Below are 25,768 nucleotides of genomic sequence, written 5' to 3'. Positions count from 1 at the left end.
AATAATCCTGACCGGACGGAAGATTTCTGTTGATTAACGACACGAAATAAAACGCCCAATACATTGATAGAAATCATCAGACAGAAAGTCATCCCATATTGAGTAAAGTTTTTTAGGAAGAGACCGGAATAAATCTCTCACTTAACGAAGTTTATCAGTCCTGCAGCTAAACTAATAATCCTCAGACGGGTTATACCAACAGTATTCACCTATTAATAATGTATCATGGACAATAGTATTTTAATCAATAACGTTCAAATTTTCGATGGAAGCAGCGAACAGACCGGCCGGGGAAATGTGCTGGTGGTAAACAGCCGGATTAAAACCGTTTCAGAAAGTCCGATCCCTACGGACGGAATTCCCAATGTTACCATTCTTGACGGAAAGGGAAAATTCCTGATGCCCGGACTGATCGACGCACACTGGCATGCTTATATGTCATGCAATACGATGATGGATCTGCTTACTGCAGACACCGCTTATACGCAGTTCAAAGCCGGACAAGAAGCTCGAGCTACCCTACTACGCGGCTTCACAACCATCCGGGATGCAGGTGGTCCGGTCTTCGGGCTTAAACGGGCCATCGACGAAGGAATCCTTTCCGGACCACGCATTTATCCCAGTGGCTCTCTTATCTCCCAGACAGGAGGGCATGGAGATTTCCGGGCGGTATATGACGAACCCCGTCCCTTTGACTGTTGCGGACTGACGCATACCGAAAAGATGGGAGCTGCCATTATCGCCGACGGAATAGACGCCGTGACCGTCGCCGCACGCAATAATCTCCGCCTGGGAGCCAGCCAGATTAAATTGATGACAGGCGGCGGGGTAGCTTCCTTGTATGATCGGTTGGAAGATACACAGTTCTTCGAGGAAGAGATTCATGCTGCCGTTAAAGCGGCGGAAGATGCAGGAACATACGTAATGGTGCATGTCTATGTGCCCAGAGCTATTCAACGAGCTATCCATGCAGGTGTAAAAAGCATCGAGCACGGCCATCTGATTGACGAACCCACCATGCAGCTGATCGCAGAAAAAGAGATATGGCTCAGTATGCAACCCTTCACTTTAGGAGATAATCAATTCCCGACAAAAGAACAACAGGAGAAGCATGCCTTGGTAGTTCAAGGTACGGACCAAACCTATCAACTGGCAAAGAAATACAACGTCAAGCTGGCATGGGGAACAGATTTACTGTTCAATCCTGCCAACACGAAGAATCAGAATCAGGGAATCCTTAAATTAAGACAATGGTTCAGTAACTTTGAAATTCTCAAGATGGTAACACATGATAATGCGGAATTGCTGGCTCTGTCCGGTGCACGAAATCCCTATCCCGGGAAATTGGGTGTTATAGAAGAAGATGCCTGGGCAGACTTAATTCTGGTAGATGGAGACGTACTGAAAGACATTACCCTATTGGGAGATCCGGAAAAGAATTTCATAATGATCATGAAAGGAGGAGAAATATACAAGAATAGAGTCTGACAACCCTGCTCTTCGCAAATGTCACTTTATAGAGACAGTTGATACATCATACGATAAGGGCCCTGAAAGATCATACTTCCAGAGCCCTTGCGGTTTCTATTCTTACTACTCAACCACCATGATACGTTCGTTCAGCCCCACTTTCGTATTCTCCTCCACAAAAATCTCTTTCACCACCCCATCGGCCACCGAACGAATTTCGTTTTCCATCTTCATGGCAACCAGTACGCACAGCGGATCACCCTTCTTCACTTCATCTCCCTTCCTGACGTAAGTTTTCAGGATAACGCCCGGCATGGGAGCTACAACTACCTGACGCCCTACGGCATCTGCTCCGCTACGGGCATTATGTATCTTCTCGAGTTCTCCTTTCAGCTCGATCTGATAAAGTTCCCCCTTATTCATAATGGTATAAGAGGAATGGGAGGTCGGAGATATCTGTACTCCGTGCGAATGATGATTGATGATAATGGAATAGATAGAGTCACCCCCTACGTTGTAGTCCACATCATACACTTTCCCGTTAACAGCCACTTTCTTCACCGGCCCGTCTTCCAGAATCTCCACTTTATACTCGCTGTCGGGCACATCCTGTATTTTGGCATAATAAGTTGCTAATATTGTTGTCATAAGCATTCTGAGTTTAATAGTTATTGGCAGTCATTTGCAACTTGCCGTAATATTTCCAAAGCGAATCTCCTACTACCGGAAGCGTAGTGGCGCGTGAAGCAGCCTCTTTCTCTTCTTCGTAATGTTTCAGCGCAGCAGCAATCACCGCTACTGTCGGATCGGTATTCTGCCTGCGTTTCAGGTCTTCCTTATCGAAGCGCGTATCGATAAAGGTAGTATCGTACTCTCCTTTCAGGAAAGCCGCATTCTTCAACACACGCTGATGGAAAGGAATCGTAGTCTTGATACCCAGAATCTTATATTCGCGCAACGCACGGGCCATGTTCGAAATAGCCGAATCACGATTACGTCCCCAACAACAGAGCTTTGCAATCATCGGATCATAATGCAGCGAAACCTCAAATCCCGCATAAGCCGCACTGTCCAAACGGACATTACGTCCTTCGGGAGCTTCACGAACGGTTATCACCCCGGGCGAAGGCATGAAGTTATTCTCGGGATCTTCGGCATAAATGCGACATTCAATGGCAGCTCCCCGGAACTCGACATCTTCTTGCCTGTAAGGCAGACGGTTGCCGGCAGCTACCAGTATCATGTCGCGTACCAGATCGACCCCGGTACACTCTTCCGTCACCGGATGTTCCACCTGCAGGCGGGTATTCATTTCCAGAAAATAAAAATTCTGGTCTTTATCCATCATGAACTCCAGCGTTCCGGCACTGTAATAATTAATCCGCTTACAGGCCTCCACTGCAACCTTCAGCATCTTGGCACGTGTTTCGGGCTTCACAAAAGGAGAAGGCGATTCTTCAATTACTTTCTGATTGCGTCGCTGAATGGAACATTCCCGTTCATAAAGATGAATTACATTTCCATATTTATCTCCCAGTATCTGCACTTCAATGTGATGGGGATTCTCGATATATTTTTCAATATAAACAGCATCGTTGCCAAACGACGTTCCGGCTTCAGACTGTGAAAGGCGCAATGCCGTCTCCATTTCTTCTTCACTGCGTACCAGACGCATACCTTTTCCACCACCCCCGGCCAGTGCTTTCAGCATGATGGGATAGCCTACTTCGGCAGCCACCTTTTTGGCTTCGGCAATGCCTTTCACCGGATCTTCCGTGCCCGGTACGATCGGTAAACCGGCTTCACGCATAATCCGGCGGGCCTCAGTCTTAATACCCATTCGGGCAATAATATCGGCACTCGGACCAATAAAGATTACCCCTTCTTCCTCACAACGACGGGCGAAGTCCGCATTCTCAGACAGAAAGCCATATCCCGGATGGATGGCAGCTCCTGTCTTTTTGGCTATTTGCAGAATCTTTTCCGGTTTCAGATAAGACGTATCTTCCGGAGAATCGGAAATACAATAAGCCTCTTCGGCATAACGCACATGCAAGGCACCCCGATCTACCCGGGTGTAGATAGCCACTGTGGCAATATTCATTACCCGGCAGGTACGGAAAATACGCATGGCTATTTCGCCACGATTCGCAACTAATATCTTTTTTATCATACGATGTTCTCCTCTGCTTTAAAGTGGAAGATTTGAATGTTTCTTAGGCGGATTAGACTGCCGCTTGTTGGCAAGCATCTCAAAACTGCGTATCAGGCGCATACGGGTTATGGCCGGATCGATCACCTCGTCCACGTAGCCCAACTCGGCAGCCCGGTAGGGGTTGGCAAACTTGCTGCGATAGTCATCCTGCAACTCTTTACGCCTGGCTTCAGTGTCGGCAGCTTTGTCAATCTCTTTGCGGAAAAGAATGTTCACCGCTCCATCGGGGCCCATCACGGCTATTTCGGCAGTGGGATAAGCCAGATTCACATCTCCCCTGATGTGCTTGGAACTCATTACATCATAAGCTCCGCCATAAGCTTTACGGGCAATCACCGTAACCTTCGGCACCGTAGCTTCACAATAGGCATAAAGCAACTTGGCACCGTTGCGGATGATGCCGCCATACTCCTGATCTACCCCCGGAAGGAATCCCGGTACATCTACAAGTGTGAGCAATGGAATATTGAACGCATCGCAGAAACGGACAAAACGGGCTGCCTTAACAGAGGCATTGATATCAAGCGTTCCGGCCAATGCCAACGGCTGATTGGCCACCACCCCTATCGTCTTCCCGTTCAGGCGAATATAACCGATAACGATGTTACGGGCAAACTCTTCCTGCAATTCAAAGAAACTGTTATCGTCCGCCACTGCACGGATCATCTCTTTCATATCATACGGCTGATTAGGATTGGTAGGCACCAGATCCGACAGTTCGGGCGTAAGCCTCGTCGGAGAATCGGTAGTAGCAACAAACGGAGGCTCTTCCATATTATTTCCGGGCAGATAAGAAATCAGTTCACGAATGTAATTGATGCATTCAATATCATTTTCGGCAGAGAGGTGTGCCACCCCCGACTTCATGGTATGGACATCCGCCCCTCCCAGATCTTCTTTGCTGACTTCTTCTTGTGTCACGCTCTTCACCACATCGGGACCGGTGATAAACATATAACCGGAATTTTTCACCATCAGGATAAAATCGGTCAATGCAGGCGAATAGACCGCCCCACCCGCACACGGACCCATGATGGCACTGATCTGAGGGATGACACCGGAAGCCAAAGAATTACGCAGGAATATCTCCGCATAACCGGCCAGCGAACGGACTCCCTCCTGAATACGGGCTCCTCCCGAATCGTTCAGCCCGATGATGGGTGCTCCCATCTGCATAGCCATATCCATCACTTTACAAATCTTCCTGGCATACGTTTCGGACAATGCACCGCCAAAAACGGTGAAGTCCTGAGCAAAAACATACACAAGCCGTTTGCCGATCATACCATATCCGGTTACAACTCCATCACCGGATATTTTCTGTTTCTCCATACCGAAATCCGTACAACGATGGGTCACCAGTTTATCGAGTTCAATAAACGATCCTTTCTCCAGAAGCAGGTCGATACGTTCACGTGCCGTCAATTTTCCGACAGAATGTTGTTTCTCGATACGGGCGTCTCCACCACCTTTTTCGGCTTGCCTGTTCAACTCTTCCAGGCGATTGATAAGCTCTTTCATAGGCTATTATTTTAAAGTATATGTAAAATTAGCATGTAAAAAAGAGAATAGATGTAATCCAAGTTACAATTGCTTGTTTATTTTCACCCTCTTTACCGGAGAAAATGAAAAGTTTGGAATCCTGACTTTATTAAGATAACAATTATTTGCTTAAAAATGTTAGCGTGCATGTCCTATAACATTATTTTGAGTATGAGTCAACAAAGTCCCCCTCTCAGACGTTTAATCTCGCAAATAGTTTATGTAAAAACCTAGACCAAAATGAAAATGAGAACAATCAAACATTTTTTAGCAGCATGCTTCCTGCTTGTATTTGCCACAAGCATACATGCACAAGAGCAGGGAACAAAAACTTATCTTCCCAAGTTCGCCATCAAAACCAATGCCCTCTACTGGGCCACCAGTACTCCGAACCTGGGATTCGAAGTAGCCTTGGCGAAAAAACTCACTCTTGATGTATCGGGCAACTACAATCCCTGGAAATTTTCCAAAGACAGACAGATCAAGCACTGGCTGGTACAACCTGAACTCCGCTACTGGCTTTGCGAACGTTTCAACGGTAGTTTTTTCGGTCTCCATGGCCATTATGCCGATATTAACATGAGCAATCTCGACATCTTCGGGTTGGGCAACTACCGCTATGACGGCAAGATCTATGGTGCAGGTATCTCTTACGGCTACCATTGGATACTGAAAAACCGCTGGAGTATGGAAGCCACTATCGGTGCAGGATATGCCCGCCTGGACTATGACAAATACGCATGTGGCAAGTGTGGTGAAAAGCTGGGGCACAACAACAAGAATTATTTCGGACCGACCAAAGTCGGACTCAGCATCATTTATACCATCAAGTAAACGTCCCGCATTCACCGGAACCAATTATAAAAAACTAAACCAACAGTAACAATGAAAAGAAAAATCATATACTTCCTCTTGGCCCTCGCAGTAGTAATGCCGGCCAGTGCCCAGAAATTTTTTAAAGATGCCATCAGTCTATCCGATGTTTCATTATGGCAACAGGGCAATTCGCTTTATGTAGACATGAAGATCGATATGAAAAATCTGACAGTCAGTCCCGAACGTATGCTCACACTTACTCCGCTCCTGACAGACGGACAGCACAACGTAGCGCTGGAAGAGATCATCATCAACGGCAAACGCCGTCAGAAGGCTTATTTGCGCGGATTAGCCATCAGCCGCGAACTACCTGCAGGAATCGTAATTCCTTATAATAAAAGAGAAGTGCTCAACTATGCCCAGGTGATCCCTTACGAACCTTGGATGGCAAATGCTTCATTGAATCTGGTAGAAAATCTATGCGGCTGCGGCAACAACGAAGAGATGCTTGCTCAGGAGCTGATAACAAACGACGTTTCTACCGAAGCGAAACGCCTGAGTACCATGATACCGGTGGTTGCTTATATTCAGCCGACTGTGGAGGTGGTGAAAAACCGTAGCGAACAGTATGAAGCTCACCTCGACTTTCCTGTCAGCAAAGCTGTGATCCAGCCGGAATTCATGAATAACCACAAAGAGCTGATGAACATTCATGCTATGTTCGACAAGATTCAGAATGACAAGAACCTGACAGTAACAGGAATCAGTATCGAAGGATTCGCTTCACCGGAGGGTCCGTTGAAATTCAACGAACAACTGTCGCAGAAACGTGCCGAAGCTCTGAAGAATTATCTGACTACCAACGAAAAAGTTCCCGGCAAACTTTACAAAGTAACTTTTGGTGGTGAAAATTGGGACGGATTGGTACAAGCATTGGAAAAATCGTCCATGAAGGATAAAGATAAATTTATCGGTATCATCAAGAATACGACTGACGATGCGCGCCGCAAACAGGAAATCATGCGCGTGGACGGCGGTGCTCCTTATCGTACAATGCTGAAAGAGATTTATCCGGGACTCCGCAAAGTGAACTGCAAGATAGACTACACCGTAGCCAACTTCGATGTAGAACAAGGACGGGTGGTGATAAAAGTCAACCCGAAATATCTGAGTCTGAACGAGATGTATCAGGTAGCCAACAGTTATCCGAAAGGAAGCAACGATTTTGTGAATGTATTCGACATTGCCGTACGCATGTATCCGAACGATGAAGTAGCCAACCTGAATGCCGCAGCCGTATCACTGACCAAAAAAGATCTGGAAAACGCAATCAAATATATGGATAAAGCCAACCATCAAACAGCAGAATTCATCAACAACGTAGGTGTATACAACTTCCTCAATGGAGATGTACAACGCGCCATCGCTGCCTTCAACCAAGCTGCCCAGATGGGTAACGAGGCCGCTAAAGCCAACCTACAGCAACTGCAACAGATCTTGAATATGAAGAAAAAATAAATCCCCGGCATTGGGGTGTAGCCATCCGATAAAAAGGGTGTAGCTATCCGGACCAAAGGGTGTAGCCTTTCCATGCGGAGGGCTACACCTTTTTTTATTTAACGCTATACAGCAAAAAAATAATTATTTCATCCGTCAAAACAGGTTCCGGTTTTGTTATATCAATATCTTAACTTAAACATCAACTATTAAAAACAGACAATTATGACACTGATCCTTGCCATCGTTCCGGTATTGCTCTTGATTGTATTAATGGCATTTTTTAAAATGCCGGGTGACAAAAGTAGCGTCATCTCCCTGATAGTAACTATACTGATAGCTCTTTTCGGATTCCATTATGCGGTAGACAACTTGGTATTTTCATTCGTATACGGTGCACTGAAAGCGGTTTCTCCCATCCTGATTATCATCCTGATGGCTATCTTCAGCTACAATGTATTGCTGAAAACAGAGAAGATGGAGATTATCAAACAACAATTCTCTTCCATCTCTACCGATAAAAGTATCCAGGTACTGCTCCTTACCTGGGGTTTCGGAGGGTTACTTGAAGCCATGGCAGGTTTTGGTACAGCTGTTGCCATCCCCGCCGCTATCCTGATCAGCCTGGGATTCAAGCCCATCTTTTCAGCCACCGTCAGCTTGATAGCCAATAGTGTGGCTACGGCTTTCGGTGCCATAGGTACACCGGTACTGGTACTTGCCAAAGAAACCAATCTGGATGTACAGGTGCTGAGTACGAACGTCGTACTGCAACTTTCCGTACTAATGTTCCTGATACCGTTGGTACTACTCTTCCTGACCGACCCGAAAATAAAATCATTACCCAAAAACCTATTTCTGGCACTGCTGGTAGGCGCTGTATCTTTAGGTAGCCAGTACGTTGCGGCCCGATATATGGGGGCCGAATCACCGGCTATCATCGGCAGCATCTTGTCTATCGTCGTTATCGTCATTTATGGCAAACTGACTGCCCCCAAAAAAGAGAAAGCGCAGCAGAACGCACTGAAAAGGAAAGATATCCTGAATGCCTGGAGCATCTATCTGCTGATTTTGTTACTGATCATACTGACCAGTCCGCTTTTTCCGGGCCTCCGAAGTACGCTCGAAAACAATTGGGTGACACGCATCAGCCTCCCCATCAATGACTCCACCGTGAATTATACCATCGCCTGGCTGACACATGCCGGAGTTCTGCTTTTTGTAGGCACGTTTGTAGGCGGTCTGATACAGGGAGCTAAAGTGAAAGAACTGTTCATTGTATTATGGAACACTGTAAAGCAGTTGAAAAAAACATTCGTTACCGTTATCTGCCTGGTGGGTTTATCTACCATTATGGATACGGCAGGCATGATTTCCGTGATTGCCACTGCACTCGCCACAGCTACCGGAAGCCTCTACCCTCTCTTTGCTCCGGTTATCGGTTGTTTGGGTACCTTCATCACCGGAAGTGATACCTCCTCGAACATCCTCTTCGGAAAGCTGCAAGCCAGCGTAGCAGGGCATATCAATGTCAGTCCCGACTGGCTATCGGCCGCCAATACGGTAGGTGCGACAGGAGGTAAAATCATCTCTCCTCAAAGTATTGCTATCGCCACATCAGCAGGCAACCAGCAAGGTAAGGAGGGAGAGATCCTGAAAGCAGCCATTCCTTATGCACTGGCTTATGTAGTCATAACGGGAATCATTGTGTATATATTCAGTTAACCATTAACGATATTGATAAAAAAGGTGTGTCGCAACTCTTATTCACCGTAGAGTTATGACACACCTTTCGTCTATTATATTAATCTATCTGATTTTTCAGAAACAGTTCATATAAAATCAGTTGACTATGATTTCTTATTTCAGATTCGGATTCGCATTCGTTTCTTTTTCAGGAATAGAATACAAATAATATATGCTATTGGGCACAAACTTCGTTCCATCGGGGAAGCTGGTAAACCAATGACCTTCCGGATGATATTTTTTATAAGTACCGTTCTGTTGCCAGCAATCATATTCTTTGGCAGCTTCATCTTCGGTCAAAGCGACACGTACCACAGGACGTTGTGTACGGAGAACATCAGTAATGCCAAATCCTTCACCCCAAAGTTCACGGCGACGTTCCATCAGAATTTCATCAATCACCTGCTCCTGATTTTTTCCGGTAAGATCATAATCGGCCAGTCCGCGGGCGTTTCTCAAAGTATTGAGCGGTTTTACGGCTTCGCCCAATTGACCTTTACGCGCCAAGGCTTCGGCAGCTATCAAATACATTTCGGCAGAACGCATGATGACAATATCGCCCGTCTGGTCGGAACGGATGCGGAACTTGCGGTATCCCAGATAACCTTCACGCATCCACTGGAACAATTCCAGACGGATATCACCTTCGGTAAAGGCGTCCTTGAAATGCGGATCGGCCATAAAACTATTGTATGAATCGGGTTCTACCACATCCAGATAATAGAAGTTATAGCTGGCATCGGACTGGCTGACAGATTGCGGATGTCCCCAGATCCACTCGGTATTCGATATATCGTTGAAGCCCATATAGTTTTTGGCATCCGTCATCAGAGTGTAACCTTTGGCAGCTTCCAATGCGGCTTTGGCGGCTTCGTCCCACTGTCCGGTGAGCAGATAAGTACGGGCCAGAAGTCCGTTTACCACATCGGTGTTAGGTTTGTATTTCGACTTGTCATTCGGACGTACATAACCGTCAAGAAGTCCTTTGGCACGGTTGAGGTCATTGATGATCTGTGTATAGATCTCTTCGAGCGTTGCCTTTCCTTTAGGTTTGGTATTCGGATTGGTCGGTTCGGTATACAACGGTACACAAAGAGCATTCTTATCTTTCAGATAGGTGAACTGATAATGCTGTGCCAAATGAAGATAACAGAAAGCACGTACGGCAAGTGCCTGTCCCTGGGCATGCCGGAACTCAGGTGTATCATCGTCTCCGGTAGCTTGAATAGAAATGGCCGTATTACAGTTGTCAATGGTCTTATACATCAGATACCAGGCGAAAGTGGTACGTCCGTCGGAAGGCATCACCACGTCATTGAACTGATAAGAAGAATTAAACCCATACATAGGGCGCGAAACCACGTCGTCAGCCATCATGTCGTCCAGGCACATCAAAGCACGATAGCCGATGTTGGCATAAGTGGTACCATATTCGAATAGATTGTACCACGCACCGTTAAAGATGCGTTCGGCATTCGAAGGTACAGGTACGAGGCCGGAATCTACGGCATCTGTCGGCTTATTGTCGAGGAAGTCGCTGCTGCAACTCCCCAGGAACAAAAGGAAGAAGAGAAGGAGAAAGGAAAACTTACCTTTAGGGATCTTATCTCCGGAGGTATCACTCACGGAAGCCTCTCTCCCACCCTCTGTCCGAAGAAGAGGAGAAGAAGAGATATGTCTGTTATTGTTAAATCGTATTGTTCTCATATCATCTGTTATTTTATACTTTACTATATCTGTTATATGTGATTTATGCATGATTAAACCGGGGCGGAGCATATGATTGCAACAGCCCTTTTCTGGGGATTAAAGCCTTAGAACGAAACATTGATTCCTCCGGAAATGGAACGCATGGCCGGATAACGGTAATACGTCAGTCCACTGATATCCTGTTCGGGGTCGAGTCCCTGATTCTTCGAAACGGTAAGCAGATTATCGGCCTGCACAAACAATTGCAGACTGTTCAGGCTGATTTTCTTTATCATCGGTTGCGGGAAGTTATACGATAATGTGATATTCTTCATCCGCAGGAACGAGTTATTGAACAGGTTACGGGTGGAATTTGCATTCCAACTGTTCGATACGGTTTTCAGAGCCGGCACATCAGTATATCGATTCTCCGGTGTCCAACGGTTCAGAATCTCTGTCGACCAGGCACGTCCGGTAGAACTTCCGTTATGCCACAGCATAGTTACGTCACGGTCCACAATATAATTACCGATACTATAGGCAAAAATGGTGGACAGTTCAAAGCCTTTATACGAGAAAGCGGTATTAAATCCTCCGTACACTTTGGGTAAGGATGATTTGCCGGTATAGTAATAATCCGCTTGGGCATAGTCATTGGTAGTCGTACGTCCGGTGATCTTGTCATTGGCATCTTTCACATTTTTGTACCACAACGGATCGCCGTTCTCCGGATCAACACCCGCCCATTGCTTCATGTAAAAATCATAGACAGAACGTCCCACAGCCAGTTTATGAACTCCGCTTACAGGCATATCTTTCAATGGAAGGTCGGTCACGACATTCTTATAATGTGTCAGGTTAAGCCCCAATCGCCACATAAAGTCCCGGGTATGGATTAAGGTACCTTTCAGATCGATTTCCACACCGGTATTCTTCAGTTCGCCTACATTCTCGTCTACTGAATTATAACCGAGCGAGGGAGCCAGCGGACGGGAATAGAGCAAATCTTTCGAACGCCGCTGGAAGAAATCGAACGAACCGGAGAATCGGTTGTTGAACAACGAGAAGTCTATGCCGGCATTGAAGTTCAGGTTGGTTTCCCATTTCAGTTTTGGTGTAGCCAGACGATCGGATACCAACGCATTCTCTCCATTATTGCTTACCACCGAATAAAGTCCGCTGCTGGCATAATACGTTCCCAGGTTATCATTACCCTGCGCACCATAACTGACCTTCAAAGTCAGGGCAGAAAGCCAGTCGCTCGTAGCCACCATGAAATCTTCACGGTCGATACGCCAGGAAGCACCGACGGACCAGAAATTACCCCAACGGGTTTCGGGAGCAAAACGGGAAGACCCGTCCCGCCGATACGAACCCGAGAAGAAATATTTGCTTTGATAGTCATATTGGGCATTTAGGAAATATCCCACCAACGAGTAATCTACGCGGTATCCTGTCCCTCCGGTTACCAACGAACCGACAGCCAGTTCGGGAAAATCAGGCAATGCCATGTTCGAACGGGATGCTCGCAGCACATCGTAACGGTAGGAATAGGCTTCTTGTCCGGCCAGCAGATTGAAATGATGCTCTCCGAGGGTTTTGTCATAAGTCAGGATATTATTCCAGGTCCACGAGAAAGTACGGTCGTTTTCACGGCTCGATGAACCTCCGGTGTTAACAGCCGGCCCTATTTTAGGATTGGTATAGTCGAGTGAATTATAGTTGATCAGGTCAAAGTTGAAGCTGGTCTTAAACTTCAGCCCTTCGATAAAGGTAACTTCAAGGAAAGTACGTCCTGAAAATTCATCTTTCATACGTTCCGACTTATCATTGGGCAATGTGGCCGGAAGGTTCCAGTTAGCCATCGAACCGGAAGGACGGTAAGAACCGAAATCATATATCCACTGTCCCTCGGAATCCAGTTTATAGGTTCCATCTTCGTTCATCTGATAGATGGGATAGAATCCGTTCATCAAACGGCCGGCATTGATGACATTACTTGTTTTCGTATCCGATGATACGGGATAATTCTGCAAAGAGTGGGCAAAACTCATGTTCACTCCTCCCCGAAGCCACTTGGTCATCTGGCTTGTCACGTTCGATCGGAGATTAAAGCGTTCATAACCGGACTCCAACGCAATACCTTTATCATTCAGGTATCCGGCAGAGAAGTAGTATTGATTGGTTTTGCCGCCTCCTGAAACATTCAGTCCCAGTTCCGTACGAAGTGCCTGCTGCTCCATGGCATCCTGCCAGTCGAAGTCCCAGAGCGGAACGGCTCCATCCGCCAATTTTCCATCCGTACCTACCGGCTGAGGATATTTAGAGCCATAAGGATTGGGGCCGGCCCCCATCAGCTTTCCTACCAAGTCTTTAGAAGCTTTGATAGCTGCTGTCTGAGGAGTATAGTTCTTTGTATCCAGTGCATATTGGTTACGCAAAGCCTCCCAATAAAGTTCGAAATACTGATCGGTGCCGATCCGGTCGTAATCACGTACCGCACGATTGGAACCACCGAAGCTGGCTTTCACGTTCACTGTAGTCTTCGAATCGCTTTGTCCCTGCTTGGTGGTGATAATAATCACACCGTTGGCTCCACGCGAACCGTACAAAGCAGCTGAGGCCGCATCTTTCAGAACGGTCATCGATGCGATATCTTCGGGGTTGATAGAGTTCACACTACCGTCATAGGGCACACCGTCCACTACATAGAGAGGTGCACTGGATGCATTGATGGATCCGATACCGCGAATACGGATTGTGGCATCGGTACCCGGCTGACCGCTTGCGGCACTTGCCTGCAGACCGGCTACGGTTCCTTCAAGGGCACGTGATACGCTCGAGGTTTGTAACTTCGCTATCTCGTCACCTTTAACGGTAGAGGCGGCACCGGTGAAACTATATTTCTTGGCAGTGGCATAGGCTACTACCATTACTTCTTCCAATTGCTTACTGTCGGGCACCAGCTCGACATTGATCACTGAGCGTCCTCCCACTTTATGTTCCACAGATTTCAGTCCGATAAAACTGAATACCAGCGTACCATCGGACGGAACATTGATGGAATACTTGCCGTCAATACCGGTAATAGTACCGACGCCGGTTCCTTTCACTAATACCGACACACCGGGCAACGGGTCTCCTTCGGACACAACAGTGCCCGAAACACGTATGTCATTCATTGTTCCGGCACGTAATGCAACAACCGAAACGACAAAGAGCAACGTAAATAATAGACGTAAATTGGTCTTCATACCTTAAGTTTAGTTATGTTTAAATTAGAATCTTTTGTTTAACACACAATCCGGCAGATTGTTGTTAAAAGCCTTGAAATTGTTATCTTATTCTTGAAGGTGTGTCAAAAGCCACCTACATTTTTTAATTAATTTTCACGGATCATTTCCTGCTGCAAAAGTAGAGTATGGGGATTGTTCTTGAAATCCCCTTTATAAGGGATTCTTATACCGTCTTTGTGGTAGAGGAGAGGTCCCTGCTTACAAACCGATGCTATCCCTTGGTCATTCCGTAGATTCTTTGTAGCTTTGCCGCCGTCCGATGACCCGATATCACCATACGGCTTATGAAAAAAGAAAGGTACATATCACATTCGTTTATCCGCTTCCGCCAGTGGAGCCGGAAGGCTTATGCCATATTTGCCACTCTGGGTTTGTGTGTCACCATCGGACAGTTGAGAAAGAACATCACCGAATGTGCGTTGTGCAAGCAGCAAACTCCACATACAACCGGACTTGATCCGCAACGGGAAACAGAAGATTCCGTTCCGGAAGAAGATTGGGAGAACCTCACGCTATCTCCCGAACCATTGCTCTTGCTTCTTACTCAACTCCAATCATCCAAATATTCTTATGCCGGTGCCGCACAGTCAACTGTTGTGACATCCGCCTCATACATTACACCTAAAGAGGTTGCCTCCCATCCCGATGGGACCGGCAACCTCTTTTTTAATATCCCCACCCTATGACTATCGAAGAAATAAAAAACCAAGTATTACAAGGAACGGCTATCAGCCGAGAGCAGGCCGAATGGCTGGCGCTCTATCCCCGTAAAGAAGAGTTGTATGATGCCGCGCACGACATCACCACCGCCTGCGCTTCGCAGGAGTTCGACATGTGTTCCATCATCAATGCCCGCTCGGGACGGTGTCCGGAAAATTGTAAATGGTGCGCCCAGTCGTCTCACTACAAGACCAAGGCCGATGTATACGATCTGGTGAGCGCAGAAGAGTGCCTGCGACAAGCAAAATACAACGAAGCACAAGGGGTCAACCGCTTTTCATTGGTGACCAGTGGACGCAAACCTTCTCCCAAAAACATGAAAGAGCTCTGTGTAGCGGCCCGGCGGATGCGTCGCCATTCGTCTATCCGGTTGTGCGCTTCGCTCGGACTGTTGGACGAAGAAGAGTTGCAGGCATTGTATGATGCCGGAGTGACCCGGTACCACTGTAACCTCGAAACGGCTCCTTCCCACTTCGACTCGCTCTGTACCACGCATACACAGGAACAAAAGCTGAAAACCTTGCATGCCGCACGACGAGTAGGGATGGACCTCTGCTGCGGAGGCATCATCGGCATGGGTGAAACTGTGGAACAACGGATCGAATTTGCCTTCACACTCCGCGATCTCAACATCCAATCCATCCCGATCAACTTGCTGCAACCCATACCCGGCACTCCGCTCGAGCATCAGTCTCCTCTCAGTGAAGAAGAGATACTGACCACTGTGGCTCTTTTCCGGTTCATTAACCCTGCGGCTTACCTGCGCTTTGCCGGAGGACGCTCGCAACTGACACCAGAGGCCGTCCGGAAATCCCTCTATATCGGCATCAACTCCGCCATCGTAGGCGATCTGCTGACAACACTCGGCTCCAAGGTATCGGATGATAAAGAGATGATTCTCTCGGAAGGATATCACTTTGCCGACTCACAATTTGACCGCGAACATTTGTGGCATCCGTATACTTCAACTTCGAATCCGCTCCCGGTATATAAGGTGAAACGGGCTGACGGTGCCACCATCACCCTGGAAAGCGGACAGACACTGATCGAAGGAATGTCATCGTGGTGGTGTGCGGTGCACGGATACAATCACCCGATATTAAACCAAGCTGTACAAGATCAACTCAGCCGGATGTCGCATGTCATGTTCGGCGGACTGACGCACGATCCGGCTATCGAACTGGGCAAACTGTTGCTTCCTCTGGTCCCGCCCTCTATGCAAAAGATATTCTATGCTGATTCCGGCTCCGTAGCTGTCGAAGTTGCACTGAAGATGGCCGTACAATACTGGTATGCAGCCGGAAAACCGGAGAAAAATAATTTCGTCACCATCCGTAACGGTTATCACGGAGATACCTGGAATGCCATGTCGGTATGCGATCCTGTAACGGGGATGCACAGTATCTTTGGTTCGGCACTTCCCATCCGCCACTTCCTCCCTGCTCCCTCCTCCCGGTTCGGAGATGAATGGAACCCGGAAGACATCCGTCCGTTGGAGCATCTGCTGGAGAAACATGCCGATGAACTGGCAGCTTTCATCCTCGAACCTATTGTACAAGGTGCGGGAGGCATGCGTTTCTACCATCCGGAATATTTAAGAGAAGCTGCGCGCCTCTGCCACCGGTATGGGGTACTGTTGATCTTCGATGAAATAGCAACCGGATTCGGACGTACCGGAAAACTCTTCGCCTGGGAACATGCCGGAGTAGAGCCGGACATCATGTGCATCGGCAAAGCATTGACAGGTGGATACATGACCTTATCGGCAGTACTGACCACCAATGAAGTGGCAGACTGCATCTCCAACCATACACCGGGAGCATTCATGCACGGGCCTACGTTTATGGGAAACCCGTTGGCATGTGCCGTAGCCTGCGCATCGGTACGGTTACTTCTAACTTCCGGCTGGCAAGAAAACGTAAAACGAATAGAAGCTCAACTGAACCGTGAATTAGCTCCGGCACGTGAGCTCCCTCAAGTAGCGGACGTCCGTGTACTGGGTGCCATCGGAGTGATCGAGATGAAAGAACCGGTGAATATGGCATACCTGCAACGCCGTTTTGTGGAGGAAGGCATCTGGCTCCGTCCGTTTGGCAAACTGATCTATGTAATGCCTCCGTTTATCATTACGCCCGAACAGTTGACCAAACTCACGGAAGGGATGATAAGGATCATAAGTAACGGCCTTCCCGGTTCCCAAACGAAATAGAGGCGAATCAAACTTCACCACAGAGTAACAAGAGTCTCACAGAGTTTCAATCTCTTGTTTATAAGATATTAAGAGAAAATAATCTCTGTGAAACTCTGTGCTACTCTGTGGTGAATCAAACTCAAAAACATTACAAATATGAATAAAAACCAAGAAACGGAAAGAGGTGAACTCACCCGTTTCCTTGACGAGCTGCAACTCCTTAAAAAGAAAGATAACTTCCGTACCCTTCCTACCCTGGTGCATCAGGGCAAAGAGGTAATCATCGGAGGACAACGGATGCTAAACCTTTCGTCAAATGATTATCTGGGGTTGGCTAACGACAGTGGACTGTTAAAAGCTTTCTGGCAGACAGTGAAGCCGGAAGAAATTAAGTTCTCTTCCTCTTCTTCCCGCCTGCTTACCGGCAATTTTGCCGCATACGATGAACTGGAAGCTACCTTGTCTTCCTTATTTGGAACAGAAGCGGCACTGGTATTCAATTGCGGATATCATGCCAATACCGGAATCCTACCTGCCGTATGCGACACAAAAACACTGATTCTGGCCGACAAGTTGATACATGCCAGCCTAATAGACGGCATTCGGCTATCAGATGCCAAATGTATCCGCTACCGGCACAACGAATACAGCCAGTTGGAAAGACTAGTAGAGACTTACCACAAAGAATATGAACAGGTTATTATCGTTACCGAAAGTATTTTCAGTATGGATGGTGACGAAGCAGACTTACCCCGTTTGGTCAAGCTGAAACGCAAGTATCCGAACGTATTGCTTTATTTAGACGAAGCCCATGCTGTCGGTGTCCGGGGAACCGGCGGACTGGGATGTGCCGAAGCATACGGATGCATATCGGATATCGACTTTTTGGTGGGCACTTTCGGAAAGGCACTGGCTTCCTCTGGGGCATATATCGTGTGCAGGCAGGTGATACGGGACTATCTGATAAATAAAATGCGTCCCTTTATCTTCACCACTGCACTCCCGCCTGTCACCCTGCAATGGACCTCATTTGTACTGCGCCATCTGGCGGAATATCAGGAGAAGAGGGAACACCTGGCAGCCATCAGCAGCAACTTGCGGACCGGCCTCCAAGAGAAAGGATACTTTTCTGCCTCGGCCAGCCAAATCGTACCCATGATCGCGGGTGAAAGTTCTTCCGCCGTCCGTATGGCAGAAGAGCTGCAACGCAAAGGGTTTTATGCGTTGCCTGTCCGTCCGCCTACGGTACCGGAAGGAACTTCCCGTATCCGTTTTTCATTAACGGCAGACGTAACGGAAGAAGAAGTGAAAAGAGTGATAGCAACAATACGGCCTGTATCATCAAAGTCATAAACTTATGAAACTGAAAAGACTATATCCACCCCAAAAATCTGTAAACTCCCTTCACTCTGAGACAGGAACCGGATGTGAAGCCGCCGGATACCCTCCCCTCCAAAAAGAGGCTCTCCTCTTCTTTACCGGATGGGGAATGGATGAAACTCCCTTCATGCACAATCTCCCCCCAAATAAAGATCTGATAATCTGCTATGATTACCGTTCTCTCGATTTTGACAGCACATTGCTCTCCACGTATGAGGGGATCTATGTTGTTGCCTGGTCCATGGGGGTATGGGCAGCTTCCCAAGTGTTGCCGGACAGCAACCTCCCCCTCAAGCAAAGCATTGCCATCAACGGGACACTTTTCCCTATCGATGATATGCGGGGAATTCCTCCCGCCATATTTGAAGGTACACTCAATAATCTCAATGAAGCGACCCTACAGAAGTTCCGCCGGCGAATGTGCGGATCGGGAAGTGCCTTTCAAGCTTTCCTGGAAATAGCTCCCCAACGACCGGTAGAAGAATTGAAAGAAGAACTGGTGGCCATCGGCAGACAATACAGCGAACTGCCCCCATCCACCTTTGTCTGGAATAAGGCAATCATCGGAGAATCCGATCATATCTTCCCACCGAAGAACCAGGAACAGGCCTGGCAAAAATATTGCAATGAAATTCAGCGATATGACGGAGCACATTATGACGAAAAGATATTGAAAGAAAATCTCGCTCCTGCTGCTGCTTCCTCCAAACTACTGATCGCCCAACGCTTCACGAAAGCAATCGGCACCTATCCGCACGAAGCCCGGGTGCAACAACAAATCGCCCGGAAAATGTGCAGTTTGTTGCAGCAACACCTCCCTGCGCACTCCCTCCGCCGTGTTGTAGAGTTCGGCTGCGGGACGGGTACTTATTCGCGTCTGCTACTCCGTTCGTTCCGCCCGGAACACTTGCTGCTGAACGACCTTTGCGAAGAGATGCGCCATAGCTGCAGAGATATCCTGAACGAGCGGGTCTCCTTCTTGCCCGGAGATGCCGAAGCACTTGACTTCCCGCACGGAACGGAACTGATCACTTCCTGTTCCGTCCTGCAATGGTTCGAACATCCCGATGCTTTTTTCCGGAAATGTGAAAACATCCTGAATGCGCAGGGATACATTGCCTTCAGTACTTTCGGAAAAGAAAACATGAAGGAGATTCGCCAACTGACCGGACAGGGACTCGCCTACCGTTCGAGAGAAGAGCTGACTGCCTCGCTCTCGGCACTATACGACATTGTGCACACGGAGGAAGAAGTCATCTCACTGAATTTCAACAATCCGATGGAGGTGCTTTATCATCTGAAGCAGACCGGAGTGACAGGTACTTGTAACCAAAGCTGGACCCGGAGCAAACTGAACCTCTTCTGTCAGGAATACGAGCGTCTGTTCAGTCCCGGCAAAGGTTCTGTTTCACTGACCTACCACCCCATCTATATAATAGCAAAAAAGAGATAAGAAAAACGACCTGCGGGTCTCAAACAAAAGAAGTATGAAAAAGAATGTGTATTTTATCAGCGGCATCGATACAGATGCAGGCAAGAGTTATGCCACAGGATTCCTGGCACGCGAACTGAACCGGAAAGGGCAACGCACCATTACTCAGAAATTTATCCAGACAGGCAATACAGGCCACTCGGAAGACATCGACCTGCACCGCCGCATCATGGGCATCGCCCCCACTGATGACGACCGGGAAGGACTGACCATGCCAGAAATCTTCTCTTACCCCTGTTCTCCACACCTCGCTTCACGCATAGACGGACGTCCCATCGACTTTGACAAAATAGAACGTGCTACAGAAGAGTTGAGCCGCCGTTACGACGTTGTCCTGCTCGAGGGAGCCGGAGGCCTGATGGTGCCGCTTACCGACGAATTGCTCACGATTGACTATATTGCGCAGAAGGAATACCCGCTGTTGTTTGTCACTTCCGGCAAACTGGGCAGTATCAACCACACATTGCTCAGCCTGGAAGCCATTAAAAACCGGGGGATCAAACTGGATACCGTTCTCTACAACCTCTACCCGACGGTAGAGGACCGGACGATACAGGAGGATACACAACTCTTCATCCAACGGTATCTGAAGAAAGATTTTCCGGAGACTAAATTCTGCATGGTACCGGAATTATAAAAAGTCTACAGGGAACATCAGAAACCACTATAGATGATACAGATTAGCGCAGATTAAGTGCCCTGTTTAAATTTTCCTTGAATAAATTTACAGGAATTTTATTGACCTGTTTTGAGTTTTTTCTCGGTCTATTTCCCCGTTTTTACCCGTCACATAGCCCGCTATGCTCCTTGCAAAAACCGGAAAACATCCCTGAAAACAAATCTCAAGCAAAATTAAAACAGGCTCTAAAAGAGTGAACGACCGATTGTCAGCACAAACTACCTGCGGTAATCTGTATAATCTATGGTGAAAAAGCCTCTTGAAACATCTTCTGAAACCGTTCTTTTAGCTGAACTTTTTACCTATGACAAGCGTTTATAACCATGACATTAGGTTTTAGACACATCAGGTTAAATAGAAGTTTTCAGTATGAGTTTCAACATTGTAAAAAACGACAAGAAGCGTGTCATCATCGTAGGTGGTGGCTTCGGCGGTCTTAAATTGGCCAACAAGCTAAAAAAGTCTGGTTTCCAGGTTGTTTTAGTCGATAAGAACAATTATCACCAGTTTCCTCCCCTTATTTATCAAGTCGCTTCAGCCGGACTTGAACCCAGTTCCATCTCTTTCCCGTTCCGGAAGATTTTTCAGAAACGAAAGGACTTTTACTTCCGTATGGCAGAAGTACGGGCCATCTTCCCCGAGAAAAAGATGATTCAGACTTCCATCGGTAAAGCAGAATACGACTACCTGGTACTGGCAGCCGGCACCACCTCCAACTTCTTCGGCAACGAGCACATTGAAGAAGAGGCCATGCCTATGAAAACCGTTTCGGAAGCCATGGGACTGAGAAATGCCCTACTGGCAAACTTTGAACGGTCGATCACTTGCAGTACGGAACGTGAACGGCAGGAGTTGCTCAATGTCGTTGTTGTAGGCGGAGGGGCCACCGGAGTGGAAATAGCCGGAGTGCTTTCGGAAATGAAGAAGTTCGTACTGCCCAACGATTATCCGGATATGCCCAGCAGCCTGATGCACATCTACCTGATTGAAGCGGGCGACCGTCTCCTGGCGGGAATGTCCGAAGATTCATCCCGCCATGCCGAACAGTTTCTGCGTGAAATGGGAGTCAACATCCTGCTGAACAAGCGGGTGACAGATTACAAAGATCATAAAGTGATGTTGGAAGACGGTACAGAGATAGCGACACGTACGTTTATCTGGGTGAGCGGCGTGGCAGCCATCACTTTCGGCAATATAGACGGAGAATTACTGGGACGCGGAAGAAGAATCAAAGTAGACGAATTCAACCGTGTACAGGGAACAGACACTATTTTTGCCATCGGGGACCAATGTATTCAGACTACGGACAAGAACTATCCTAACGGACACCCGCAACTGGCACAAGTGGCCATTCAACAAGGCGAACTGCTTGCCAAGAACCTGCAAAGACTACAGAAAGGAAAGCCGATGCAGCCGTTCCATTACCGGAACCTGGGATCGATGGCAACCGTAGGGCGCAATCGTGCCGTGGCAGAGTTCAGTAGTTTCAAAACCGCCGGATGGCTGGCTTGGGTGATGTGGCTGGTCGTCCATTTACGTTCGATCCTGGGAGTACGCAACAAAGCAAACGTCCTACTGAACTGGGTATGGAATTACTTTACTTACGACCAGTCTCTGCGCATGATTGTCTATGCAAAGAAGGCGAAAGAGGTGCGTGACCGGGAAGAACTGGAAGCCAAAACGCATTGGGGAGAAGAAATCCAGACGCAACAACCCAAAGGCTAAAGTTCACCACAAAAGGCACTGAGGGTGTCATTGTTCACCACAGATTATACAGATAAATATTATTGGTTATCAGTAGATTAAAAATCTATCTTGTAAATCCGTGTAATCTGTGGTGAACTATGACACCCTCATGCACTCTTTGCCGAATGCGACTTATTTTATTCCGGAATCTTACTCATACCGCAATGACCGTGCCGGTTTGCCTACGATAATCTTCACCGTCTGGCAGGCTACCGTCACAAACGAAATCAACAGCATCAACACCACCGGAACTGCAAAGAACCATATCTTCAGATCGGTACGGAAAGCATAATGACTCAACCAGGCATTCATACTGAACCAGGCAACGGGCAACGCAATGATTACCGCTATCAGGATCAATTGGAAAAAGCCTTTACCCAGCTGATAGAACAGATTCCAACGGGTAGCTCCCAATACTTTCCGGATACCCATCTCCTTGGTACGGGTAGTGCAGGAGAACATCACCAATACCCACAATCCCAGACATGAGATGAAGATGGCCAGTCCGGTGAAACAACCGATCATGACACCAAACACCTCGTCCTGACGATACTGATGATCGAAGAATTGATCGAGAAAGAAGAAGTCATAGCTGGAATCCTCGAAATAGCGATGCCAGATCTCCTCCACCTGCGAAACCAATTCCTTCGGGTCGCCGGACTTCATCACAATGGAGATGTAGCGTTGCGGCAGCCAACCGATCTTATCTTTGTGGATCAGCATAATCGGGGTATAATTCTTGTTGAGTGCCTGCTGATGGTAATCCTTCACCACTCCGATAATCTGCATCGGGGCATCGGTACATTCCACCTCTATCTCTTCGCCGAGAGCCTCTTCGTTAGAGGCAATTCCCAGGTTACGGACAGCAGACTCGTTGACCACCAACTTATTCACATCGTCTCCATAATCTTCGGAGAATCCGCGCCCTGCCACCAGTTGCAGTCCATAAGCATCAATATAATCCGGGTCGCATACCAACATTTCATAAAGGCGATTCTGCTTCAAAGCATCACTCTTTCGCCTGTTAGACAAGAAGGTAGCCACCTCTTCGCCCGGCACGGCACCCGAGAAGGTAACTTTATCTACCAAAGGCAGGCGGGCAATGGCCTTCTTCATGGCTTCGAGTTTCGTGTTCATGCCTTCGGTCCGTCCGGGAAATTTGACAACCAGAGTCTGGTCCGTCTTCACTCCCAGCGACTGATTGCGCATGAAGTTCAACTGCGCAAACACAATCAATGTGCCGCAGAGCAGAATCATAGATGCCGTGTACTGAACGACTACCAATACTTTGCGAGTGCCTTCGCCCGACTTGCTGTTCAGGAACTTTCCCTTCAGCAACGTAATCGGTTTCCGGTTGAGAAGCGCCAATGCAGGATAGTAACCGGAGAGGAAAATTCCCCCTACAAATACGATTAAAAGCAAAAGCCACCAGTATCCCGTCAGCCAAACGGAGAAAGTTACCGTACGGCTTACCAACTGATTGAAGTATGGCAAGATCAACTCGATCAGTCCCACTGCCAGTACCAATGCAACCAGGTTCATGACCAAGGCCTCAAACAAGAATTGAGATACAAGCTGCTTGCGGAAAGCTCCTATTACCCGGCGCACTCCTACCTCCTTGGCACGTTCCATCGAGCGGGCCACAGTCAGGTTGATATAATTGATCCAGGCAATAGCCAAAATAGCAATTGCAGCAAAGATCAGGGCGATCATGGCCGTACGGTTTCCCTTGATTTCGGCCTCGTAACCAACTTGCGGTTTAAGATGAATATCGGCAAGCGGTGTCAGTGACACACCCCATATTTTATTTTTCAGCGCCTCGTCCGTCTTATACTTCTCCGACATTGCCGGAAACGCCTTTTCTATCTCTTCCTTCCTTTCGGGCGAATCGAGCAGCACATAAGTATAAACCTCGTGCTTGTACCAATAGTCATGCAGATATTGCCCGAGTGACTTATAGGAAATCAGGAAATTATAATGGATATGCGAATTGGAAGGCATCTCTTTCATCACCCCTGTCACTTCGCAAACCACCTTGTCATACGGTCCCGTAAAGATAAGTATCTTTCCGATGGGGTCTTCGTCCTGAAAATACTTCCGGGCAATACGTTCGGTGATGACCACCTGGCGGGGCATGGAAAGGCAAGTGGCCTTATCTCCTTTCACCAGCTCAAAGTCGAACAAACGGAAGAAGCCGGGATCGGCATAAGCAATCTGGTTTTCACGTAAAGTAAGTTCACCATACTTCACAATCTGTTCCGGCTGATACAAGGAAACCACCCGCGTATAGTCTTCAATTCCGGCCAGATTCTCTTTCATGGCCGAACCATAACCAAACGAACTGCTGGCCCAATAGTCGGTCTGTACTTCGCCTTCATAGAAAGTGCTTTCCACACGGAAAATGCGTTCGTACTTCTCGTGCATCTTGTCGAAACTGAACTCAAAAGTGACATAAGTCAATATCAGCAAGGCAGATGCCATGCCGACTGCCAATCCGAAAACATTGATGAAACTGAATCCTTTCCGTTTCATCAGGTTACGATAGGCACTATTCCAATAATTCCCTATCATACGCTCTCTGTATTAGTCCCGGAAGTTTCGTCCAGCGGACGGTTGATATTCTCGGCTACGATCTTCCCATCGAGCAGGCGGATAATCCGGTGGGCATAAGTCGCATCACGCTGCGAGTGAGTAACGATGATGATGGTAGTCCCCTGACGGTTCAGTTCCCGTAGTAGCTCCATCACTTCCACACCGTTTACCGAGTCGAGGTTTCCGGTCGGTTCATCGGCAAGCAACAACTTGCAGTCCGTCACCACGGCGCGAGCTATGGCAACACGTTGCTGCTGTCCACCGGAAAGCTGTTGCGGAAAATGATTGGCACGGTGCAACAAATTTACTTTCTCAAGTACCTGTTTCACCTTTTCTTTCCGTATGGCAGGTTTCATGCCCAGATATACCAGAGGAAGCTCCACATTCTCGTATACGGTCAGTTCGTCAATCAGGTTGAAACTCTGGAAAATAAATCCCAGATTTCCCTTACGCAGAGCCGTCAGTTGGTTCTCGTTCATCTTATCCACCTGTTTGCCTTCGAAGAAGTAAGAGCCGGAAGTGGGTGAATCGAGTGTACCCAGGATATTCAGCAGAGTAGACTTGCCACACCCGGAAGGGCCCATGATAGCTACAAATTCTCCCCGCTCCACTTGCATAGTCACTTCATTCAACGCTTTGGTCTGCACCTCCTCGGTGGTGAAGAGCATAGACAGTTTTTCTGTTTTAATCATAATCG

At 47.6% G+C, this 25,768-nt stretch carries 17 protein-coding genes; 10 read left to right on the top strand and 7 right to left on the bottom strand.

Annotation, left to right across the window (positions count from 1 at the left end):
- Positions 1-225 precede the first annotated feature (225 nt).
- Complete coding sequence (locus BSHG_RS10410) at positions 226-1,488, top strand: metal-dependent hydrolase family protein (protein WP_005786453.1); 1,263 nt, start codon at positions 226-228, stop codon at positions 1,486-1,488.
- Positions 1,489-1,593: 105 nt separating this feature from the next.
- Here BSHG_RS10410 and BSHG_RS10415 read toward each other — a convergent pair whose 3' ends face one another.
- Genes BSHG_RS10415 through BSHG_RS10425 form a run of 3 tightly spaced genes read right to left on the bottom strand, consistent with a single transcriptional unit; the run spans position 1,594 to position 5,206 of the window.
- Positions 1,594-2,118, bottom strand: a complete 525-nt coding sequence (locus BSHG_RS10415) for a biotin/lipoyl-containing protein (protein WP_005795130.1) — start codon at positions 2,116-2,118, stop codon at positions 1,594-1,596.
- Positions 2,119-2,131: 13 nt separating this feature from the next.
- Positions 2,132-3,643: an acetyl-CoA carboxylase biotin carboxylase subunit gene (gene accC, locus BSHG_RS10420; RefSeq protein ID WP_005786450.1), complete on the bottom strand. Its 1,512-nt coding sequence runs from the start codon at positions 3,641-3,643 to the stop codon at positions 2,132-2,134.
- An 18-nt stretch (positions 3,644-3,661) separates the two neighbouring features.
- A complete protein-coding gene (locus BSHG_RS10425) occupies positions 3,662-5,206 on the bottom strand; it encodes an acyl-CoA carboxylase subunit beta (RefSeq protein WP_005786448.1) in 1,545 nt (514 codons plus the stop codon).
- Between the two features lie 267 nt (positions 5,207-5,473).
- Between BSHG_RS10425 and BSHG_RS10430 the strand changes: the two genes are divergently transcribed.
- The 3 genes from BSHG_RS10430 to BSHG_RS10440 all read left to right on the top strand — a co-directional run bounded on the left by BSHG_RS10430 (position 5,474) and on the right by BSHG_RS10440 (position 9,265).
- Positions 5,474-6,061 (top strand): DUF3575 domain-containing protein, encoded by a 588-nt coding sequence (locus BSHG_RS10430; protein WP_032497461.1) that lies wholly within the window; start codon positions 5,474-5,476, stop codon positions 6,059-6,061.
- Between the two features lie 51 nt (positions 6,062-6,112).
- Positions 6,113-7,561, top strand: coding sequence for a DUF3868 domain-containing protein (locus BSHG_RS10435; protein WP_008659329.1), 1,449 nt, complete (start codon positions 6,113-6,115; stop codon positions 7,559-7,561).
- A 204-nt stretch (positions 7,562-7,765) separates the two neighbouring features.
- The gene (locus BSHG_RS10440; protein ID WP_008659328.1) at positions 7,766-9,265 is read left to right on the top strand and encodes an L-lactate permease; all 1,500 of its coding nucleotides are present in this window, start codon (positions 7,766-7,768) and stop codon (positions 9,263-9,265) included.
- A 135-nt stretch (positions 9,266-9,400) separates the two neighbouring features.
- On the opposite strand, the gene BSHG_RS10445 is transcribed toward BSHG_RS10440, so the two are convergent.
- Together BSHG_RS10445 and BSHG_RS10450 are read right to left on the bottom strand one after the other, a co-directional pair.
- Positions 9,401-10,993 carry a RagB/SusD family nutrient uptake outer membrane protein gene (locus tag BSHG_RS10445; RefSeq protein ID WP_008659327.1) on the bottom strand — a complete coding sequence of 531 codons (1,593 nt, stop codon included), beginning with the start codon at positions 10,991-10,993 and terminating at the stop codon, positions 9,401-9,403.
- Positions 10,994-11,100: 107 nt separating this feature from the next.
- On the bottom strand, positions 11,101-14,229 hold the full coding sequence (locus tag BSHG_RS10450; protein ID WP_008659326.1) for a SusC/RagA family TonB-linked outer membrane protein: 3,129 nt from the start codon (positions 14,227-14,229) through the stop codon (positions 11,101-11,103).
- A gap of 326 nt (positions 14,230-14,555) precedes the next feature.
- Here BSHG_RS10450 and BSHG_RS10455 point away from each other — a divergent pair, with 326 nt between their 5' ends.
- From BSHG_RS10455 to BSHG_RS10480, 6 genes are all read left to right on the top strand, one after another.
- Positions 14,556-14,957 carry a hypothetical protein gene (locus BSHG_RS10455; RefSeq protein WP_005800659.1) on the top strand — a complete coding sequence of 134 codons (402 nt, stop codon included), beginning with the start codon at positions 14,556-14,558 and terminating at the stop codon, positions 14,955-14,957.
- On the top strand, positions 14,954-17,200 hold the full coding sequence (bioA, locus tag BSHG_RS10460) for an adenosylmethionine--8-amino-7-oxononanoate transaminase (RefSeq protein WP_008659325.1): 2,247 nt from the start codon (positions 14,954-14,956) through the stop codon (positions 17,198-17,200). The genes BSHG_RS10455 and bioA overlap by 4 nt, the downstream gene beginning before the upstream one ends.
- A 138-nt stretch (positions 17,201-17,338) precedes the next feature.
- Positions 17,339-18,535 carry an 8-amino-7-oxononanoate synthase gene (locus BSHG_RS10465; RefSeq protein ID WP_008659324.1) on the top strand — a complete coding sequence of 399 codons (1,197 nt, stop codon included), beginning with the start codon at positions 17,339-17,341 and terminating at the stop codon, positions 18,533-18,535.
- 4 nt (positions 18,536-18,539) lie between these two features.
- The gene (gene bioC, locus BSHG_RS10470; protein ID WP_008659322.1) at positions 18,540-20,015 is read left to right on the top strand and encodes a malonyl-ACP O-methyltransferase BioC; all 1,476 of its coding nucleotides are present in this window, start codon (positions 18,540-18,542) and stop codon (positions 20,013-20,015) included.
- A gap of 34 nt (positions 20,016-20,049) precedes the next feature.
- Complete coding sequence (gene bioD, locus BSHG_RS10475; RefSeq protein WP_005786421.1) at positions 20,050-20,691, top strand: dethiobiotin synthase; 642 nt, start codon at positions 20,050-20,052, stop codon at positions 20,689-20,691.
- A gap of 411 nt (positions 20,692-21,102) precedes the next feature.
- Positions 21,103-22,458: an NAD(P)/FAD-dependent oxidoreductase gene (locus tag BSHG_RS10480; protein WP_008659319.1), complete on the top strand. Its 1,356-nt coding sequence runs from the start codon at positions 21,103-21,105 to the stop codon at positions 22,456-22,458.
- Between the two features lie 171 nt (positions 22,459-22,629).
- Here the strand turns inward: BSHG_RS10480 and BSHG_RS10485 are convergent, their stop codons facing one another.
- Positions 22,630-25,050 carry an ABC transporter permease gene (locus tag BSHG_RS10485; RefSeq protein WP_008659317.1) on the bottom strand — a complete coding sequence of 807 codons (2,421 nt, stop codon included), beginning with the start codon at positions 25,048-25,050 and terminating at the stop codon, positions 22,630-22,632.
- Entirely contained in the window at positions 25,047-25,763 is a 717-nt protein-coding gene (locus BSHG_RS10490; protein WP_005795152.1) for an ABC transporter ATP-binding protein, read from the bottom strand. The genes BSHG_RS10485 and BSHG_RS10490 overlap by 4 nt, the downstream gene beginning before the upstream one ends.
- Positions 25,764-25,768: the final 5 nt, after the last annotated feature.

It is taken from the genome of Bacteroides sp. 3_2_5 (assembly GCF_000159855.2).
Taxonomy (GTDB): Bacteria; Bacteroidota; Bacteroidia; order Bacteroidales; family Bacteroidaceae; genus Bacteroides; species Bacteroides fragilis.
This window is presented reverse-complemented; position numbering and strand designations above follow the sequence as displayed.

Coding starts and splice junctions, on each gene's coding strand:
- BSHG_RS10410 (WP_005786453.1), top strand. CDS start 226: ATGGACAATAGTATTTTAATCAATAACGTTCAAATTTTCGATGGAAGC.
- BSHG_RS10415 (WP_005795130.1), bottom strand. CDS start 2,118: ATGACAACAATATTAGCAACTTATTATGCCAAAATACAGGATGTGCCC.
- accC (WP_005786450.1), bottom strand. CDS start 3,643: ATGATAAAAAAGATATTAGTTGCGAATCGTGGCGAAATAGCCATGCGT.
- BSHG_RS10425 (WP_005786448.1), bottom strand. CDS start 5,206: ATGAAAGAGCTTATCAATCGCCTGGAAGAGTTGAACAGGCAAGCCGAA.
- BSHG_RS10430 (WP_032497461.1), top strand. CDS start 5,474: ATGAGAACAATCAAACATTTTTTAGCAGCATGCTTCCTGCTTGTATTT.
- BSHG_RS10435 (WP_008659329.1), top strand. CDS start 6,113: ATGAAAAGAAAAATCATATACTTCCTCTTGGCCCTCGCAGTAGTAATG.
- BSHG_RS10440 (WP_008659328.1), top strand. CDS start 7,766: ATGACACTGATCCTTGCCATCGTTCCGGTATTGCTCTTGATTGTATTA.
- BSHG_RS10445 (WP_008659327.1), bottom strand. CDS start 10,993: ATGAGAACAATACGATTTAACAATAACAGACATATCTCTTCTTCTCCT.
- BSHG_RS10450 (WP_008659326.1), bottom strand. CDS start 14,229: ATGAAGACCAATTTACGTCTATTATTTACGTTGCTCTTTGTCGTTTCG.
- BSHG_RS10455 (WP_005800659.1), top strand. CDS start 14,556: ATGAAAAAAGAAAGGTACATATCACATTCGTTTATCCGCTTCCGCCAG.
- bioA (WP_008659325.1), top strand. CDS start 14,954: ATGACTATCGAAGAAATAAAAAACCAAGTATTACAAGGAACGGCTATC.
- BSHG_RS10465 (WP_008659324.1), top strand. CDS start 17,339: ATGAATAAAAACCAAGAAACGGAAAGAGGTGAACTCACCCGTTTCCTT.
- bioC (WP_008659322.1), top strand. CDS start 18,540: ATGAAACTGAAAAGACTATATCCACCCCAAAAATCTGTAAACTCCCTT.
- bioD (WP_005786421.1), top strand. CDS start 20,050: ATGAAAAAGAATGTGTATTTTATCAGCGGCATCGATACAGATGCAGGC.
- BSHG_RS10480 (WP_008659319.1), top strand. CDS start 21,103: ATGAGTTTCAACATTGTAAAAAACGACAAGAAGCGTGTCATCATCGTA.
- BSHG_RS10485 (WP_008659317.1), bottom strand. CDS start 25,050: ATGATAGGGAATTATTGGAATAGTGCCTATCGTAACCTGATGAAACGG.
- BSHG_RS10490 (WP_005795152.1), bottom strand. CDS start 25,763: ATGATTAAAACAGAAAAACTGTCTATGCTCTTCACCACCGAGGAGGTG.